At 74.0% G+C, this 17,689-nt stretch carries 13 protein-coding genes; 6 read left to right on the top strand and 7 right to left on the bottom strand.

Annotated elements, in window-relative coordinates:
* Nucleotides 1–13: 13 nt before the first annotated feature.
* Together AAH991_RS09340 and AAH991_RS09335 are read right to left on the bottom strand one after the other, a co-directional pair.
* The gene (locus AAH991_RS09340) at nt 14–1,102 is read right to left on the bottom strand and encodes a sensor histidine kinase (protein WP_346225360.1); all 1,089 of its coding nucleotides are present in this window, start codon (nt 1,100–1,102) and stop codon (nt 14–16) included.
* A gap of 42 nt (nt 1,103–1,144) precedes the next feature.
* On the bottom strand, nt 1,145–2,026 hold the full coding sequence (locus AAH991_RS09335) for a UbiA family prenyltransferase (protein WP_346225359.1): 882 nt from the start codon (nt 2,024–2,026) through the stop codon (nt 1,145–1,147).
* A gap of 363 nt (nt 2,027–2,389) precedes the next feature.
* Between AAH991_RS09335 and leuA the strand changes: the two genes are divergently transcribed.
* The 4 genes from leuA to AAH991_RS09315 all read left to right on the top strand — a co-directional run bounded on the left by leuA (nt 2,390) and on the right by AAH991_RS09315 (nt 9,300).
* Nucleotides 2,390–4,120, top strand: a complete 1,731-nt coding sequence (leuA, locus tag AAH991_RS09330; RefSeq protein WP_346225358.1) for a 2-isopropylmalate synthase — start codon at nt 2,390–2,392, stop codon at nt 4,118–4,120.
* Between the two features lie 92 nt (nt 4,121–4,212).
* A complete protein-coding gene (locus AAH991_RS09325) occupies nt 4,213–7,023 on the top strand; it encodes a helix-turn-helix transcriptional regulator (RefSeq protein ID WP_346225357.1) in 2,811 nt (936 codons plus the stop codon).
* Between the two features lie 156 nt (nt 7,024–7,179).
* The gene (locus tag AAH991_RS09320; RefSeq protein ID WP_346225356.1) at nt 7,180–8,550 is read left to right on the top strand and encodes an APC family permease; all 1,371 of its coding nucleotides are present in this window, start codon (nt 7,180–7,182) and stop codon (nt 8,548–8,550) included.
* Nucleotides 8,551–8,658: 108 nt separating this feature from the next.
* A complete protein-coding gene (locus tag AAH991_RS09315) occupies nt 8,659–9,300 on the top strand; it encodes a phosphatase PAP2 family protein (protein WP_346225355.1) in 642 nt (213 codons plus the stop codon).
* Here the strand turns inward: AAH991_RS09315 and AAH991_RS09310 are convergent.
* The 4 genes from AAH991_RS09310 to AAH991_RS09295 form a co-directional block, all read right to left on the bottom strand.
* Nucleotides 9,263–9,925, bottom strand: a complete 663-nt coding sequence (locus AAH991_RS09310; protein ID WP_346225354.1) for a response regulator transcription factor — start codon at nt 9,923–9,925, stop codon at nt 9,263–9,265. The two genes, AAH991_RS09315 and AAH991_RS09310, sit on opposite strands and share 38 nt — an antisense overlap.
* A gap of 95 nt (nt 9,926–10,020) precedes the next feature.
* Complete coding sequence (locus AAH991_RS09305; protein WP_346225353.1) at nt 10,021–11,910, bottom strand: sensor histidine kinase; 1,890 nt, start codon at nt 11,908–11,910, stop codon at nt 10,021–10,023.
* On the bottom strand, nt 11,911–14,232 hold the full coding sequence (locus AAH991_RS09300; protein ID WP_346225352.1) for a DUF6596 domain-containing protein: 2,322 nt from the start codon (nt 14,230–14,232) through the stop codon (nt 11,911–11,913).
* 48 nt (nt 14,233–14,280) lie between these two features.
* On the bottom strand, nt 14,281–14,628 hold the full coding sequence (locus AAH991_RS09295; RefSeq protein ID WP_346225351.1) for a YciI family protein: 348 nt from the start codon (nt 14,626–14,628) through the stop codon (nt 14,281–14,283).
* Nucleotides 14,629–14,965: 337 nt separating this feature from the next.
* Here AAH991_RS09295 and AAH991_RS09290 point away from each other — a divergent pair, with 337 nt between their 5' ends.
* The gene (locus AAH991_RS09290) at nt 14,966–15,874 is read left to right on the top strand and encodes a DUF998 domain-containing protein (RefSeq protein ID WP_346225350.1); all 909 of its coding nucleotides are present in this window, start codon (nt 14,966–14,968) and stop codon (nt 15,872–15,874) included.
* A 209-nt stretch (nt 15,875–16,083) separates the two neighbouring features.
* A complete protein-coding gene (locus tag AAH991_RS09285) occupies nt 16,084–16,815 on the top strand; it encodes a dienelactone hydrolase family protein (protein WP_346225349.1) in 732 nt (243 codons plus the stop codon).
* 81 nt (nt 16,816–16,896) lie between these two features.
* Here AAH991_RS09285 and AAH991_RS09280 read toward each other — a convergent pair whose 3' ends face one another.
* Nucleotides 16,897–17,535 carry a DedA family protein gene (locus tag AAH991_RS09280; protein WP_346225348.1) on the bottom strand — a complete coding sequence of 213 codons (639 nt, stop codon included), beginning with the start codon at nt 17,533–17,535 and terminating at the stop codon, nt 16,897–16,899.
* Between the last annotated feature and the right edge of the window lie 154 nt (nt 17,536–17,689).

The following is a 17,689-nucleotide window of genomic DNA, read 5'->3' as shown; positions in this document are numbered from 1 at the left end:
GTCCCCGATCGGGTCATGCGGTGAGCCCTGAGAAGGGCACGTACAGTTCGACGTGCGTGCCGTGGCCCGGCCTGCTCGTGATGGTGGTCGTCCCGCCGATGATCGCGGCGCGCTCCTGCATCGACAGCAGGCCCACGCCGTCCGACCGGCCGCAGCCCTCCGCGAACCCGAGGCCGTCGTCGTCCACGGACGCGCGCAGCTCGTGCGGGGCGAAGTCGACCCGGATCAGCACCTTGCTGGGGTTGCCGTGGCTGAGCGCGTTCCTGGCCGCCTCGCGCAGGATGAGGAAGGACTCGTCGCGGACGGTCGGAGAGGCCCACGTCTCGTCCCCGCTGACCCGCAGGCGGATGTCCACCTCGTCCATGTCCACGGTCTCGAGGTAGTACAGCAGGGCCTTCTCCAGGCTGTTCAGCGGCTCCTGCGGGTGCAGCTCGCTGGTGACCGCGCGCAGGTTGTGCATGGTCTCCAGGATGGCCTGCTGGGCGGTCTCCACCTTGGCGGTCGCCGTCGCGGGCTTGTTCGCCCGGTGCACGTCGTACAGCTCGAGCTGCTTGTTGGCGACGCTGAGGCCGTGCCCGATACGGTCGTGCAGTTCGCGGGCGATCCGGCGGCGCTCCTCGATCTGGGCCTCGTGGACCTTGTCCAGCAGGAAGCTCGAGTAGCTGGCCGAGGCCTCCCTGATCCGTGACGTGATGCTGCGCTCCAGCCCCAGCACGACCAGCGTGAGCAGCCGCATCGACTCGCCGTCGCCGGGCATGCGCTCCAGCAGGCAGGTCACGACCGCCTGGAACCACACCGACGCCGCGCGGAGCGACTCGTCCGGGTGGACCCCGTTCGCCGCCCTGGTCGCCCCCACCTCCCAGGCGATGATCTTGTGGGAGTCGCCCACCCTGATGCTGCCGGACCGCAGCGTCTCCGCGACGTCGTCGAGGATCTGCTCGGCGTTCGCCAGCGCCTGCCGCAGGGCGGTCGGGTCGCGGCTGATCGGGCTGTCCAGTGCCGCCAGGTTCCGTGCGTACGCTTCCAGAATCTCGGAGCGATGCGCTTCGAGGAAACCCTCGAAGTCCGGGACCTCCGGTCCCAGTTCTCCATCTCCCGCCAATGGACCCTCCGAGAGGAAGCGGACGAGTGCCTCCATCCTGGACTAAGCCGCACGCCCAGACAATAAGAATTGTGACACCAGCGGGAGAAGAACAGCCAAATGCACAGCGTATTGCGTCGTCATGAACGCCCGGTAGGGCAGGCGGCGGCGCACCCGGGACCCCCGGGAAAGCGGCGTAAGGGTGACGACGGCGAGCAGCGTGGCGCCGGAGAGCATCGCGGCCGGCGCCATGCCGAGCGGCACCCGCATTAGCAGCGCGACCGCGCAGAAAGCGATCGCGACGGAGGCGGCGACGGCCGACAACAGCAGCCTGACCGGCCATTCTCCGTGGCTCACCGCGAACGAGGCCCGTCCGGCGGAGCGGTCTCCCGCGATGTCGGGCAGGTCCTTCGCCGGCGTGCCGACCAGCCCCATCCACAGCGAGGCCGCGAGGGCGAACGCGGGCAGCGCGATCGCCTCACGCCCGGTGGGGGCGGTCCCGCAGGAGGTGTAGCCCGCGCAGTAGGAGAGCAGACCGGCAACGCCGCCGACCACGACGGTGGCGCTCGACCATCTCTTCAGCGGGAAGGGCGGCGCCGAGTAGAGGTAGCCCAGCACGAGCACCGCCGTGACCAGCCAGATCATCGCTCCGCCCAGCAGCAGCGCGCCGAGCAGGGCGGCCGCGGCGGCGGTCCAGGCGACGATCAGGGCCAGGCCGGCGTCGAGGTCGCCGCGGGCGATGGGCCGGTGTGAGCCGTTCACGCGGTCCTCCCGCATGTCCGTCACGCCGTTGAACAGGTAGACGAAGAAGATCGCGCACTGCCACACCACGGCCCCCGCCACGAAGCGGAACGGGTCGGCGGGGGCGAGGCCGGCGTCCAGCGCCGCTCCCGCGGCGAACCGCAGGAAGAAGATGGCGAGAACGGACGGGCGTGCCTCGGTCACGCACATTCCGAGGATTCGGAAAGGCGAAATCGAAATAGCCGGGAATACTGCTCTATTGATCGACATGATCCGGAGTATGTGTCCGATTCAGGGGGGCGTTAAGGGGGCCGCCCGGGAGGTTGTACCGGATCTACAACTTTCGATACCCCTACCGATCGTCCGGGTGATCCCGGCCGCACTCTAGTTGCTTGTCTCTTGCCCCTTGACCAGCGCGCTTGTAGCTTCGGCAACGTACCGGTCAGCGAATCACCAGGAATTTCGGCGGCCTTCCGGAAGGTAGTCGGCGCGATTCGCGGACAGCTTCTCGGAAAACGGTCGGTCGCGAATTCGGTGACATGGTCGCCGATGAGAAAGGAATTCCTCATGAGCAGCTCTCCTTCCCGTTACTCGGCCTTCACCCCCGTCCGCCTGGCGGACCGGCGCTGGCCGGACCGGACGATCGAGGCCGCACCGCGATGGCTGTCCACCGACCTGCGCGACGGCAACCAGTCGCTGGTCAACCCGATGAGCCCGGAGCGCAAGCTCGCGATGTTCGATCTGCTCGTACGGATGGGTTACAAGGAGATCGAGGTCGGGTTCCCGGTGGCGAGCCAGGACGACCACGACTTCGTGCGCATGCTCATCGAGGAGGACCGGATCCCCGACGACGTGCGGATCTCGGTTCTCGTCCAGGCGCGGGACGAGCTGATCCGGCGGACCGTGGAGAGCCTGGCCGGCGCGCCCCGGGCCAACATCCACCTTTACAACGCGACCGCACCGCTCTTTCGCCGGGTCGTCTTCGGCATGACCCGCGACGAGTGCCGGGACCTCGCCGTCGCGGGCACCCGGCTGATGATGAAGTACGCCGAGGCGACCCTGGGCGACTGCGACCTCGGGTTCCAGTACTCGCCCGAGCTGTTCAACGAGACCGAGCCCGAGTTCGCGCTGGAGGTCTGCGAGGCGGTCATGGACGTGTGGCAGCCGGAGGAGGGCCGGGAGATCATCCTCAACTTCCCGACCACGGTGGAGCGGTCGCTCCCGCACGTCTTCGCCGACCAGATCGAGTGGCTCGACCGCAACCTGTCCCACCGGGAGCACGTCTGCCTGTCGATCCACCCGCACAACGACCGCGGCACCGGCGTGGCCGCCTCCGAGCTGGCGCTGCTGGCCGGCGCCCAGCGGATCGAGGGCTGCCTGTTCGGCAACGGCGAGCGGGCCGGCAACGTCTGCCTGGTCACGCTCGGCCTGAACATGTACACCCAGGGCGTCGACCCCGGCATCGACTTCTCCGACATCACCGAGATCCGCCGCACCGTCGAGTACTGCAACGAGATGCAGGTCAGCCCCCGCCACCCGTACGGCGGCGACCTCGTCTACACCGCCTTCTCCGGCTCCCACCAGGACGCCATCAAGAAGGGTTTCGACGCCCTGGCCGTGGAGGCCGCCGAGGCGGACGTCAGCGTGGACGACCTGCCGTGGCGCATGCCGTACCTGCCGCTCGACCCCAAGGACGTCGGCCGCACGTACGAGGCGGTGGTGCGCATCAACAGCCAGTCGGGCAAGGGCGGCGTGGCCTACATCCTGAGCGCCTGGCACGGGCTGAACCCGCCCAAGGCCCTGCAGGCGGAGTTCGCCCGCGTCGTGCAGGCCCACGCGGACGGCTCCGGCGGGGAGATCACCCCGGCGGTCGTCCGCGACCTGTTCGACGAGGAGTACCTGTCGCGGACCGAGATCACCGTCCCCCTCGGGCTCGGCGGCCGGCCGCTGCAGACCACGTTGTACGTCGACGGCGCCCGCTTCGACATCGCGGGTTCGCGGGCCGACGCCATCCGCACCCTCGGCGCCCGTCTGGCGGTCTGGAACGTGGACGTGCAGATGGTCCACCGCACCGGCGTCGAGGCCGCCGGCGGCGCGGGGGACCGGGAGGTGGCGGTCTACGCCGAGTGCGTGATCGACGGGCGGCAGGTCTGGGGCGTGGGCCTCGACCGCGACGTGGTCACCGCGTCGTTCGCGGCCGTCCGCTCGGCGCTGGCCCGCTCGGGCGAAACGAGCGCGGACGGAGCGCAGGAGCGGGCCGGCGACGCCGTTTCCCCGCGAATGTCACTGGTCGGCTGAACGCCGCTCAACGCACGATCTTTACCTAAAGTCACGGCAATTGTGAATCCGGCCGCGCGGCCGCGTATCGAACGGAATTCGGGAGGCTCATTATGGCCCTGGTGGAGCGGGAAGAGGTGTTGGCCTCCCTCGAGGACATGCTGGCCGACGCCGTCACCGGCAGAGGAAAGATCGCGATCGTCGGAGGCCCCGTCGCGACGGGGAAGACCGCACTGCTCAACACGCTCGTCGAGGACGCGCTGGAGCACGGCGCACTGCCGCTGACCGCCACCTGCTCGCAGGCGGAGTCGGGGCTGGCCCTGGCCGTGCTGTCGCAGATCCTGCACAACGCGCCGCTCACGCCCGAGGAGGAGGAGCGGACCCGCAACCTGCTGCACGAGGGCGCCCGCTGCGCCATGTCGGCCGACCCGCTGGCCGACTACGTCGACCAGGTGGACGCCCACATCGTGCACGCCCTGTGCATGGTGCTGCTCGAACTCGCCGAGCGGCATCCGCTGATGATCGTGGTGGACGACGTCCAGCACGCCGACCGCGCCTCGCAGCTCTGCCTGGCCTACCTCGCCCGCAGGCTGCGCTTCGCCCACATCCTGGCGATCTTCAGTCAGTCCGAGGAGACGTGGAACGCCCCGTCGCTGTTCCAGACCGAGCTGCTGCGCCAGCCGCACTGCCGCCGCCTGCCGCTGTCGGCCCTGTCCCGCGAGGGCGTCGAGATCATGGCGGCCGACATCGTGGGCGACGAGGTCGCCCGGCGGTTCACCGCGGACTGGCACGCGGTCAGCGGCGGCAACCCGCTGCTCGTGGGCGCGCTGATCGAGGACCACCTCGCGGCGGCCGACACCGCGACCGGCACCGCGGGCGCCCCGGCCGGCAGCGACCCGGTGGCGGATCCGGACGAGATCGCCGCGGGCGACGCCTACCGTCAGGCGGTGCAGGCGTGCCTGCGCCGCGGGCACCCGCTCGCGGCCCGCGTCGCGCGGGGCCTGGCGGTGGCCGGCGACCCCGGCCACCTCGACCGGCTGCTCGACCTCGACGCCGGCGTCGTCGTCCAGGCGCTCAACGCGCTGCACAACGCCGGGCTGGTCGGCGCCGACCTGCACCTGCGCCACCCCCAGGCGCGCGCCGCCGTGCTCGCCGACCTCGAACGGCACGAGCGGACCGACCTGCACCGCAGGGCCGCGGAACTGGCGTACGGCCAGGGCGCCCCGGCCGCCGTGATCGCCGAGCACCTGCTGGCCGCCTCGCACAACGGGGGCCCGTGGGCCGTACCGATCCTGGAGGAGGCGGCCCGGCAGGCGCTCAGCGAGGGACGCGTCGAGCCCGCCGTCGACTACCTGCGGCTGGCCGACGGCGCGTGCACGGACGACCAGCGCCGGGCCACCATCAAGACGACGCTGGTGCGCGCGGAGTGGCGGCTCAACCCGAGCGCCCCCGCGGCCCACCTCGACGAGCTCACCGACGCCATGCACCGCGGCCACCTGCGCGGCTCCGACGCGGTCGTGCTGGCAAAGGCGCTGCTGTGGCACGGCCGCTTCGACGACGCCCGCGACGTGCTCGACCACCTGGGCAGGATCGGCACGATCATGGACGCGGAGACCGTCGCCGAGATCCGCGCCGCCCGGCCGTGGCTGCGCTGCTCCTACACGCCGTTCCTGGCGCACATCCCGAGGGTCACCGACGTGAGCACGCAGGCGCCGCCGTCCGCGCCGGTCATCGGCCGGCTGGAGGCCGCCACCGCGCTCGCGGCGGTGCTGACCAAGGGCCCGCACCCGCAGACGCTGGCCGACGTGGAACGCATCCTGCGCGGCTCCCGCCTGGACGACATGTCGATGGACGCCGTCGAGTGCGCCCTGCTCGCGCTCATCTACGGCGAGCGGTCCGACCTCGCGGCGCCCTGGTGCGACCTGTTCTTCGAGGAGGCCGCCAGCCGGCGGGCCCCGAGCAGGCAGGCCCGCCTGGCGGCGCTGCGCGCCGAGATCAGCCTGCGGCAGGGCGACCTGGAGGGCGCCGAGGGCCTCGCCCAGATGGCCGTACGGCTCATCCCGCCGACGAGTTGGGGGGTCGCGATCGGCGGGCCGCTGTCGGTGCTGCTGACGTCGGTGACCGCGATGGGCCGGCTCGACGAGGCCGTGCAGCTGGTCAACCAGCCCGTGCCCGAGGCCATGCTCCAGACCAGGTACGGCCTGCACTACCTGCACGCGCGGGGCCGCTACCACCTGGCGACGGGCGACCTCGGCATGGCCCTGCGCGACTTCCAGACCTGCGGCGAGCTGATGGGCTCCTGGAGCCTCGACACGCCGGGGCTCATCTCGTGGCGGACGGGCGCGGCCGAGGCGCTGATCGGCATGGGCCGCCCGGAACGGGCCCGGCCGCTGCTGGACGAGCACGTGACCCGCTGCGCCCCCGGCCCGGTCCGCGCCCGGGGGATCGGGCTGCGGCTGACGGCCGCCGCGAGCGAGCCTCGGCAGCGTCCCCCGCTGCTGCGCCGCGCCGCCGACATGCTGCAGGCGAGCGGCGACCAGTACGAGCTGGCCAGGGCCCTGGTCGACCTGGCCGACGCCTACCAGGCGGTGGGGGAGCTGCGCCGCGCCCGTACGGTCGCCAGGCAGGCACAGCGGATCGCGGAGGAGTGCGAGGCCGTCCCGCTGGTCAACGCGCTCACCCAGGGCGGTCCCGGGCAGCCCGCCGAGCCGCCCAGGGCCGAGAGCGGCTCGGGGGCGCTGAGCGAGGCCGAGCGCAGGGTGGCCTCGCTCGCCGCCGTCGGCTACACCAACCGCGAGATCGCCGACAAGCTGTACATCACGGTCAGCACGGTCGAGCAGCACCTGACCCGGATCTACCGCAAGCTCAACGTCACCCGGCGGTCCGACCTGCCCGCCAGCCTCGAGTTCAGCACCTCCGGCTGAGACGGGCGTGACCACCCCGGCCGGCCGGTCACCCCGGCCGGCCCGTGGTGTCCCGCGAAGCGCAACGCCGGCCGGTATCCGCCCGGCCGGCCGTCTCCCTGACCGGTCACGACTCCCTTGACCGGTCACGATTCCCCGACTGGAAGGTGTACGCGAATGGCTCGGACGAGCGTCACATCCGGCGTCACCCCTGCCGTCACACCCGGTGCCGTCAGCCGTGCCGTCACGCCCGGTGCCGCCCCGGCGGGCCGGCTCACGGCGATGCAGGGCACCGCCATGTACGTCGGCGCGGTGCTCGGCACGGGCGTCATCGCCCTGCCCGCGCTCGCGGCCCAGGCGGCCGGGCCGGCGTCGCTGCTGGCCTGGCTCGGCCTGGTCGTGCTGTCCGCCCCGCTGGCCGCGGCGTTCGCCGCGCTCGGCGCCCGCCACCCCGACTCCGGGGGCGTGTCGACCTACGCCCGTCTCGCCTTCGGGGACCGGGCCGCCGTCGTCGTCGGCTGGTGCTTCTACTTCGCGATACCGCCCAGCGCCGCCGCCGCGGCGCTGTTCGGCGGCGAGTACGTCGCGGCGGCGGTGGGCGGCGGAACCGGCACCGCGACGCTGACGGCGGCGGGGCTGATGGCGGTCGTGACCGTGTCGAACGCCTCCGGCCTCCGGGTGACCGGCCGGGTCCAGCTCGGGCTGGCCGGGCTGCTCGTCGCGCTGCTCGTCGTCGCCGTCGCGCTGTCGCTCCCGCACGCCGATGTGGCCAACCTCCGGCCGTTCGCCCCGCACGGCTGGACGGCCATCGCCCCGGCGGCGGCCCTGCTGGTGTGGAGCTTCGCCGGCTGGGAGGCGATCACGCACCTCGCCGCCGACTTCCGCAGGCCCGCCAGGGACCTGCCCCGGGCCGCCGCGGCCGCCGTCGTACTGGTCGGCGTGCTGTACCTGTCGGTCGCCTTCGCCACCGTCGCCGTCCTCGGACCGGCCGCCGGAGCCGCGCGGGCGCCCCTCGGCGACCTGCTGGCCCTCGGCCTCGGCGGCAACGCCCGGCTGCTCGCCGCCGTGGCCGCGCTGCTGCTGACGCTCGGCGCGATGAACGCGTACTGGGCCGGGGCGGCCAAGCTCGGCGCGGCCCTCGGCCGCGACGGGGCCCTGCCCGCGTGGCTCTCCCGCGGCAGCGTCGCCGGGGAGGTGCCCCGCCGCAGCCTCGGGGTCGTCGCCGTGCTGTCCTTCCTGTCCCTCGCCGTCGTGTACGCGGCGGGCACGGGCATCCGTCCCCTGGTGCTGATGACCAACGGGTCGTTCGTGGTGGTCTACGCGATCGGCGTGGCGGCCGCCATCCGGCTGCTGCCGCGCGGCCGGGCCAGGGCCGCCGCTCTGCTCGCGCTCGTGGCGGTCGCCCTGCTCGTCGCCGCGTCGGGGGTCTACCTCGTCTGGCCGCTGCTGGTCGGCGGCGCCGCCCTGGCGTACGCGCGGTTCACCCGCCGGGAGGCGGCCGTCCCCGCCGGGGTCCGGGAGAAGGAGACCGTGCCGGCGGACCATTGACGAAAGTGGAGGGTCACCGGCGACTTTCCGTGACTGCGCGCCGATCCGTCCGGTCCCTAGGGTCGAGGGGCCGGACGGACCGGCGGAACACGGCACGGAGGGGAAACGGTGGGCACCGAGATCGAGGACGTCCCGGACATCAGCGCCGAGTGGTACCGGGAGGTCACCGCGTTCGCCCGGGACACCCCGGAGTGGGTGCGCGACGCCGCGGAGGTCGCGACGGACGCCGTCCCCGCGATCCTCTTCGCTCTCCTCGTCTTCGGGTGGTGGCGGGCGCGGCGTGGGGACGACCGCCGGATGGCGCTCGCGTTGCTCGCGCCGGTCGCGGTGGTGGTGGCGTACCTCACGAGCGAGGGAATCAAGAGCCTGATGCGGCTGCGGCGCCCCTGCTGGGACCTGGCCGACGTGGTCACGGTGGCGCCCTGCCCGCCGTACGGCGACTGGTCGCTGCCGAGCAACCACGCGACCTTCGCCGCGGCGGGGGCCGTCGCGCTGGTCGCCCTGTGGCGCGGCACGGCGGTGGCGGCGCCCGTGCTCGCGCTGCTGGAGGCGTTCTCGCGGGTCTTCGTCGGCGTCCACTATCCCCACGACGTGGCGGCGGGGCTGCTGCTCGGCGCGGTGACGGCGCCGGTGGTCCTGCTGGCCCTGCGGAACCCGGCGACCGCCCTGGTCGCCGCGATGCGGCGGCGGCCCGCGCTGACGGCGCTGCTCGCTACGGCGCGCCCGCCAGCCCCGCCTCGTGGGCGATGACCGCCGCCCGCACCCGGTTGGGCACGCCCAGCTTGGCCATGATCGTGCTCACGTAGGTCTTCACGCTGCCCTCGGCGAGGTGCAGGCGGGCGGCGATGCCCGCGTTCGACATGCCCTCGCCGACCAGGGCGAGCACCTCGCGCTCCCGGTTCGTCAGCGCCGCGACGCGCTCGCGGGCCGCGGCCGAGCGCGTCAGCCGGTCTCCGGCGAGCCCCCGGATGACCCGCGCGGCCACCGGCGGCGACAGGTACGCCCCGCCCTCGGCCGCCGCCCGCACCCCGAGGGGGAACTCGCGCGGATCCCCGGTCTTCAGCAGGAACCCCGCGGCGCCGTCGCCCAGGGCCCGGGCGACGTAGGCGTCCTCGCCGAAGGACGTCATGATCAGTACGGCCGTGCCCGGGGCGGTCCTGCGCACCTCGGCCGCGGCGGCCAGCCCGTCCAGGCCGGGCATCCGGATGTCGACCAGCGCGACGTCGGGCCGGTGCGCCAGGACGGCGTCCACCAGCTCATGCCCGTCGGCGGCCTCGGCGACCACGTCGATGCCCGGGTCCGCCGCCAGGATCGCCCGGACCCCGGCGCGGATCACCGGTTCGTCGTCGGCGAGGACCACCCGGATGACGTGCACGCCCCGATGCTACGGAACCGCTGCCACCGGGATCGTCCGCGGTGCTCCGCCTTCGGGCCTGGTTCTGCCGTTCGAGGCACCGGCGCGGCCGGGGCTCAGGCGGGCAGGTGCGCCTTGCTCACCAGCCGGCCTGCGGCGAAGCACAGCCGGTAGAGCTCCAGCTCGCGGAACGGGTCGGGATTGGTGCCGTAGTAGCGGCACCGCGCGCCGGGAGGGATCGGCGGCTCGGGCCAGGACGGGTCGTCGATCCGGGTCCTGACCGGCAGCACCGCCGCGACCTCGGACTCGGCCTGACCGGTTCGCAGCTTCGCGAACTCGGCCGGCGGCAGGACCGAGGTGGCCGCGTCGTAGACCGTGAACCCCAGCACGAACGCCGCCACGCCGGCCGCCGCGGCCAGGGCGACCAGCGCCGCGGCCAGCCGTGTACGGCGCACCCGCCGCCGGGCCAGCGCCAGATCCAGCTCGACTGGCCGCGCTTCCGTCGGCAGGTCGTCCGGCACACCCGGGTCCGCACCGCCGGGCCTGCCCGCGGCGACGGCGAGGCCGGTTCCCCCGGTGTCGCTCGCTCCGGGGACGTCCACGGCGGCCGCCGGGGCCCTGGACCACCACGGCGTCGGTTCCGGCCTCGGCCGCCGCGACCGCCTCCCGCGAAAACGCGACCGCCTCCCGGGGGAAGCCGACCATGACGACGGACCCGGAGCATGCCCGGCGGACGGAAGGCCGGTCCGCGAGGGGGCGTCGCGACAGGACACGTCGTGGGGCAGACGGACGGTGAGCGCGAATCCGCCGTCGGCGCGGCCGCTCCGCAGGGACCCGCCCTGCAGGCGGACTCGCTCCGCGAGCGCGCGCAGCCCGTATCCGCCCGAGACGCCCGGTCCGGGCTGCTCCGTGGCCTCGTTCGCCGCCGTCACGACGGTCACCACCGTCTCGCCCGGCGCGTGCGCGAGCCGTACGGTGACCGGCGCGCCGGGCGCGTGCTTGGCCGCGTTGGTGAGCCCCTCCCGGACGACCCGCCGCACGGTGACGAGCACGGGCGCGGGGATCCGCGCCTCCTCCTGCGCGCCGTCGAGCGTGACCGGCATCCCGGCCGCCGAGGCGCGCCGGACCAGGTCGCCCACGCTCTCTCCGCCCGGACCCGCGCGCCCGGCGTCCCCGTGCGTCGTGTCCGCGTGTGCCGTGTTCTCGTATGCCGTGTTCTCGCGGGGGAGGTCCGCGTGTGCCGGGCCGGGACCGTCGCCGTCTCTGAGCACGGCGACGATGTCGCGCAATCGCTCCGCCGCGGCCGTGACCGCCTCGCGGGCCTCGCCCGCCGCCCGGCGGTGCGTCTCGGGCAGGCCGGCGGCGACCTCCAGAGCGCCGATCCGCAGCGCGACCAGGCTCAGGTCGTGACCGAGCAGGTCGTGCATGTCCCTCGCGATGGCGGCCCGCTCGCGCAGCCTCGCCTGCTCGGCGAGCATGCGCCGCTCACGCTCCAGATGCCCGGCGCGTGCCCAGCCCGCCCTGGTCAGGGCCAGGCTCTGGTGCCGCGCGTGGCCGGCGAGCCAGGGGACGAGGCCGAACAGCCCGATGCCCATGACGGCGAAGAACCACGCGCCCAGGTCCCACTGGGCCGCGAGAAGCCACCGCAGGAGCGGGACGACGGCGGCGGCGATCACGGCGGCGGCGGACAGGCCGAGCAGGGCGGGCCGGGCGCGGGGCATGCGCACCCCCGCCAGGTAGCTCATCACCACCAGGGCCGGGAAGAAGACGGTGGGGTCGCCGCGTACGGCGACCGAGCCCGCCCACAGGGCGGCCGTCACGAGCATCGCCCCCAGCGGCCGGGGCCGGGCGAGCGCGACGGCGGAGCCGATCACCGCCAGCCCGGCGATCACCTCCGGCCAGGTGTAGGCGTCGGCCAGGGTGTGGGTGAGGCCCGCCCACACCACCGGTACACCGAGGACGGCCCACAGTAGGACGTCCTTGAGATATGCCGCTTTCCTCCCCACTCAGGAAACGGTATCCGCAGGTCGCGGCACCCGGACGAACCCGTGCAGGGTCCGGGCGCCGGTGTGGCCGGACAGGGACATCAGCATCGGGGCGGACCAGCCGTCCTCGCCGAGATGCGCCAGGCGCGAGTGGCGCAGGCGGTGGAGCGTGTAGCCGCCGCTCTCCGGGTCGAGGTCCCTGGTGGCCCGTTTGAACAGGTACTCCGCCCGTTCGTACGAAAGGCGGCCCCGGCCGGTGTGCGGGCAGAGGTCGGCCGCCGGCGGCATGCGGCCCGGCCCCGGTCTGCGGTCGGCGAGGAACAACGGTCCCCGGCGGCGGTCCCCGACGAGGAGGGGCAGGAGCGCCGCCGTCCCGGACTGCCAGCGCAGCCGGTGTGCCCTGGCCCTCACCTCGCCGCGCATGCCCGGCAGGTCGAGGTCCTCCACGTCGAGCGAGAGCGCCCATTCGGCCGGGGCCGCGCTCTCGTACAGCAGCAGCCACAGCGTGCGCTCGCGCAGCGGGGTCTCCGGCCGCTCCCACAGGGCCCGCAGCAGCGACCGGTCGATGGGGCGCGTGCGGGTGCGGGGTTCGGGCCGCCGGTCGAGCGCGGCGGCGAGGCCGGCGACGGCCCAGCCGTGCTCGGCCGCCCACGAGGCGAACGACCGCAGCGCCGCGCGGTGGCGGTTCCAGGTCGCGCCCGCCGCCGTGCCCCAGGCGGCGGCGAAGACCTCGGCGACCAGGTGGGACGTCACGTCCCGCAGCGGGAATTCCCCGCCGAGGTGCCGGCACAGCCGTGACAGGGTCTGGTCGTAGGAGCGGACGGTGCCGGCGCTCAGGCCGGGGCGCGCGAGGAAAAGCCGCATGGCGTCGCCGAGCGTGACTCCCGCACCCGCCGACCGCCGGCCGCCCGGCGTGGCCGCGGTGACCCGCGCGGTCCTCGCGGGGCCGGCCTGCCCGGTCCGACCGGCCTTCACGACCTCCCCGGCCTCTCCGGCGCCCCTGGTGTCCGCGGTCCTCGCGGGGCCGGCCTGCCCGGTCCGACCGGCCTTTACCGCCTCCGCAGGTCCGGCGTCCCCGGCGCAGGCCGCGGCCCGGCGCAGCAGCACCGCCCGTTCCGCGGCGTTGCGGGTGAGGGACGCCGCGCGGTCGAACTCCGCCCGGGCCTCGCCGTGCCGCCCGAGCCGGGCCAGCAGGTCCCCGCGTACGGCGGGCAGCAGGTGATACCCCTTGAGCGCGGGCTCCCCGGTCAGCGTCTCCACCAGCGTGAGACCGGCGCGCGGCCCGTAGGCCATGGCGAGCGCGACCGCGCGGTTGAGCTGGACGACGGGTGTGGGCAGCACCCTCACGAGGGCCTCGTACAGCGCCGCGACCTGCGGCCAGTCGGTCTCCTCCGGCGTGGCGGCCCGCGCGTGGCAGGCCGCGATGGCCGCCTGCAGCACGTACGGGCCGAGGGGGCCGCCGGACTCCCGGGCCCGCAGCAGCGCCGCGAAGCCGCGCCGGATGAGCAGCGGGTCCCAGCGCCCGCGGTTCTGCTCGTGCAGCGGCACTGGCTCTCCCGACGGGCCGGTGCGCGCGGCCGCGCGCGACTGCTGCAACTCCATCAGCGCGACCAGGCCGTGCACCTCGGCCTCGCCCGGGGTCAGCTCGGCCAGGACGCGGCCCAGGCGCAGCGCCTCCAGGCAGAGGGACGGCCGCATCAGGTCGGCGCCCGCCGTGGCCGCGTATCCCTCGTTGAACACCAGATAGATCACTTCGAGTACCGACGCCAGCCGGGCCGCCCGTTCCGGCCCCGACGGAACCTCGAAGGGGACCCGCGCGCCGGCGAGAGCCCGCTTGGCCCGCACGATCCGCTGGGCGACGGCGCTCTCGGCGACGAGGAAGGCACGCGCGATCTCGTCGGTCCGCAGACCGCCGATCAGGCGCAGCGTGAGCGCCACCCGGGCCTCGGTGGACAGCACCGGATGACAGGAGACGAACATCAGCCGGAGGACGTCGTCGCCGACCTCGCCGTCGAGCGCGCCCAGCACGCCGTCCACGTCCCGGGCGCCGTCGTCCGCGTGGGTGACGAGATCGTGGGCGAGCCGCTCCTGACCGCGGTCGCGCCGCTCCTCCCGGCGCAGGTGGTCGACGGCGCGCCGCTTGGCGATGGCCATGAGCCAGGCGCCCGGGTTGTCCGGGACGCCCGCCTCCGGCCACTGTTCCAGTGCGGCGAGGACCGCGTCCTGGGCCAGTTCCTCCGCCCGGCCCACGTCGCCGACCATCCGTACGAGGCCAGCGACGATCCTCGCGGACTCCATCTTCCAGACCGCGTCCACGACGCGATGGGCGTCCAGGGACGTCATCGGTCGATGACAGCACCGGCCCGCCCGCCGCGCAACCCGGCGCGTAGGTCAGCGGGGGCCGGGCCCGGGCACGTCCTCGGGGCCGAACACCTGCTGGACCATGCCCTCGCCGTCGCCGACGATCCGCCAGAAGCGGCGGGCCAGCTCCACGGCCTCCTCACGGGACCGCGCCTCGATCAGGGCGAAGCTGACGATCGCCTCCTTGGCCTCGGTGAAGGGGCCGTCGGTCACGGTGACCTCTCCGGCCGAGGAGACCATCCGCACGCCCGGCTCCAGCCCGCCCGTGGCCAGCAGCACGCCGGCCCTGGTCATCTCCTCGATGAAGGCGCCCATCTCGGCCAGCATCGCCGCGTCCGGGTTCGGGTCGGTGCCCTTGGTGGTCATCAGAAACCGCATCGGTCGTTCTCCTTCTTCCTGATCCTGTGGCCGGCGGGGGCCGGTCGCCGGTGCCCGCCGTCACCTACACGTCGTACGGGAGGGGCAGTGATCGACGGACTCCGATCCTGACACGCCCTGACCAGGGCCTTCGCCGCGATGTGACAGGGAATGCGCAGGTGACAGGGAATGCGCGTCCCCCCGCTCGCGCCGCAGGTCGGCGGGGGAGAGCAGGAGGCGGATCCGGCAGGTGGTCGAAGCGCGCGGCGGCCGTTCGACGCGTAAGCGAGGCCGGACGACACACCGGCCGGGACACCCGAGCCGGCACGAGGACCGGACACCGACGAAGGGAACGGCCATGACCACCGCGCAGCCCACCGCGCAGCCCACCGCGCAGCCCACCGCTCAGCCCACCGCGCAGCCCACCGCTCAGCCCACCGCGCAGCCCACCGCTCAGCCCATGCTCCAGGCCACGCCGCAGCCGGACGCGCCGCCCACCGCCGCCCGGGCCGCGACCGCCACCGGCCGTCGCGGGGTGGGGGCGACCGGCGGCGTCGCCGCGCCGGCGGGCCCGGATTCCCGCGGCGGCGACGGGGGCACGGCGGCCGCACGGCGCGCCGCGCCGGCCTCGACGAGGTCGACGCGTGCGCTGCTCACCTGCGCCGTGCTCAGCACGCCCGTCTTCGGGATCGTCTCGCTGGCGCAGGCGTTGACCCGGGAGGGGTTCGACCTGCTCCGTCACCCGCTGAGCATGCTGAGCACCGGTGACCTCGGCTGGCTGCAGATCGGCAACTTCTGGATCACCGCCGTGCTGACGGTCGCCGGGGCGATCGGACTGCGCAGGGCCATGCGCGGCACCCCCGGAGGGACCTGGGCGCCACGGCTGCTGCTCGTCGAGGGCGCCGGGCTCGCGGCGGCCGGGGTCTTCGTCATGGACCCGGGGGACGGCTTCCCCGCGGGCACCCCGCTGGGAGCCCCGGGCGGGATGAGCTGGCACGCGATGCTGCACATGGCGGCCGGATCGGTGGCCTTCACCGCGCTCATCGCGGCCTGCTTCGTCCTCGGCCGGCACTTCGCCCGCGCGGGGCGTGGCGGGCACGCCGTCGTCTCCCGTCTCAGCGGCCTGGCTCTGCTGCTCGGCAACGCCTGGGCCATGTCCGGCGGCCGGGCCGGCTCCCTCACCCTGTGCGCCGGCGTGCTGGTCGCCATGGCCTGGGTCTCGGTGGTCGCCGCGGCCGGGCGCGCGGACCTCGCCCCGCGACGCTGACCCTCTCGGCAGGGGAACCACCGGAGCCGTACGCGGGCCGGCCGAAAATCACTGGGAGATCCGCGAGGCCCGGTGGTACGTTCGGCGTCGCCGTGCGCCGCTGCGATCCGAGGAGGTGAGACCGATCAACGCTGTGACAGGTCGGGGCTCCCTCCGTCGCATGGTCTAGGGAGCGCCCGAAGAAGGCATCCCGAAAGGCGTGTAACGCTTTGCGCTTCATCTCCCGGACGTCGTCCGACGGCGTCACCGAACAGCTGTTCATCCTCGGCGAGATCCCCGGTGTGCTGTGGACGCCGGAAGGCGCCGCCGGGGCTCGGCCCCTGATCCTGATGGGTCACGGCGGCGGGCAGCACAAGAAAGCCCCGGGCATCGTGGCCCGCGCGCACCGCTTCGTCACCGAGGGCGGCTTCGCGGTCGTCGCGGTGGACGCGCCGGGCCACGGCGACCGGCCGAAGACCGAGGAATTCATCCGGGTCCTGGCCGAACTGCGGGCCGCCATGGCCGAGGGTGGGGACGTCGCTCCGCGCCTCGCCGCCATGCACACGTTCCTGGCCGGTCAGGCCGTCCCGGAATGGCAGGCGGTCCTGACCGCGGTGCGGGAACTCGATGTCGTCGGCGCCGGCCCCGTGGGTTACTGGGGCATGTCGATGGGCTGCGGGCTCGGTCTCCCCTTCGTCGCCGCGGAGCCCCGGGTCCGCGCGGCGGTGCTGGGCCTGCTCGGCGTGGACGGGCTGGCAGAGGCCGCCGCCCGGGTCACCGTCCCGGTGCGGTTCCTGCTCCAGTGGGACGACGACCAGGTGCCCCGGGCCCGGGGCCTGGCACTGTTCGACGCTCTGGGGTCGGCAGGCAAGACGCTGCACGCCAACCCCGGCAAGCACGGGGAGATACCCGAGTTCGAGACCGGCAGCTCGCTGCGGTTCTTCGCACGGCACCTGGGTTAGCACACCCCGCCGACGCGCCGCGCCGGCCGAGTCTCGTGCCCGGCCGGCGCGCCGGCCCGTCCCCGGGCGGGAAGCGGCCGGTCAGCGGACGTCGTGGTGCCGGCCACGCCGTTCTCGCAGCCGTACGGCCACGAACCGGACGACGACGAGCACGACGGCCGCCACGACCACCTTGGACACGATGCCCATGTACTCCTCGACGAGGTGCCAGTTCTCGCCGAGCAGGTAACCCGCCAGCACGAACACGGTGTTCCAGATCAGGCTGCCGAGCGTGGTGAACAGGAGGAAGGTGCCGATCGGCATGCGTTCCACGCCGGCGGGGACCGATATCAGGCTGCGGACGACCGGGACCATGCGCCCGAAGAACACCGCCTTGACACCGTGCCGGGCGAACCACGCCTCCGCCTTCTCGATGTCGGCGGTCTTGACCAGCGGCAGGCGCCGCGCGAGGGCCAGCGTGCGTTCCCGGCCGAGCAGCGCGCCCACGCAGTACAGCGCGAGCGCGCCCACGACGGAGCCCGCGGTCGTCCACAGGAGGGCGGCGACCAGGCTCATGTCCCCGCGCGACGCGGTGAACCCCGCCAGCGGCAGGATGATCTCGCTGGGCAGCGGCGGGAACAGGTTCTCCAGGGCGATCGCCACACCGGCGCCCGGCGCGCCCAGGCTTTCGGTGAGCTCCATCGCCCACCCGGCGATTCCTCCGAGTTCTGGCGTGTTCATGGGAGTGACACTAAAAGCCGGAAGGGCCACCCGCGTGAGGTGCGCCACCGGGCCCGCGCGCCGGGGCGGCCCACCTCTGCGGGCCTGGTCGAGGGGCCGTACGGTCGTCCACAGGCTGTGGACAACCGGCGCCGGTTCCGCGAGAACGCCTGCG

Source organism: Microbispora sp. ZYX-F-249, from assembly GCF_039649665.1.
GTDB lineage: Bacteria > Actinomycetota > Actinomycetes > Streptosporangiales > Streptosporangiaceae > Microbispora > Microbispora maris.
This window is presented reverse-complemented; position numbering and strand designations above follow the sequence as displayed.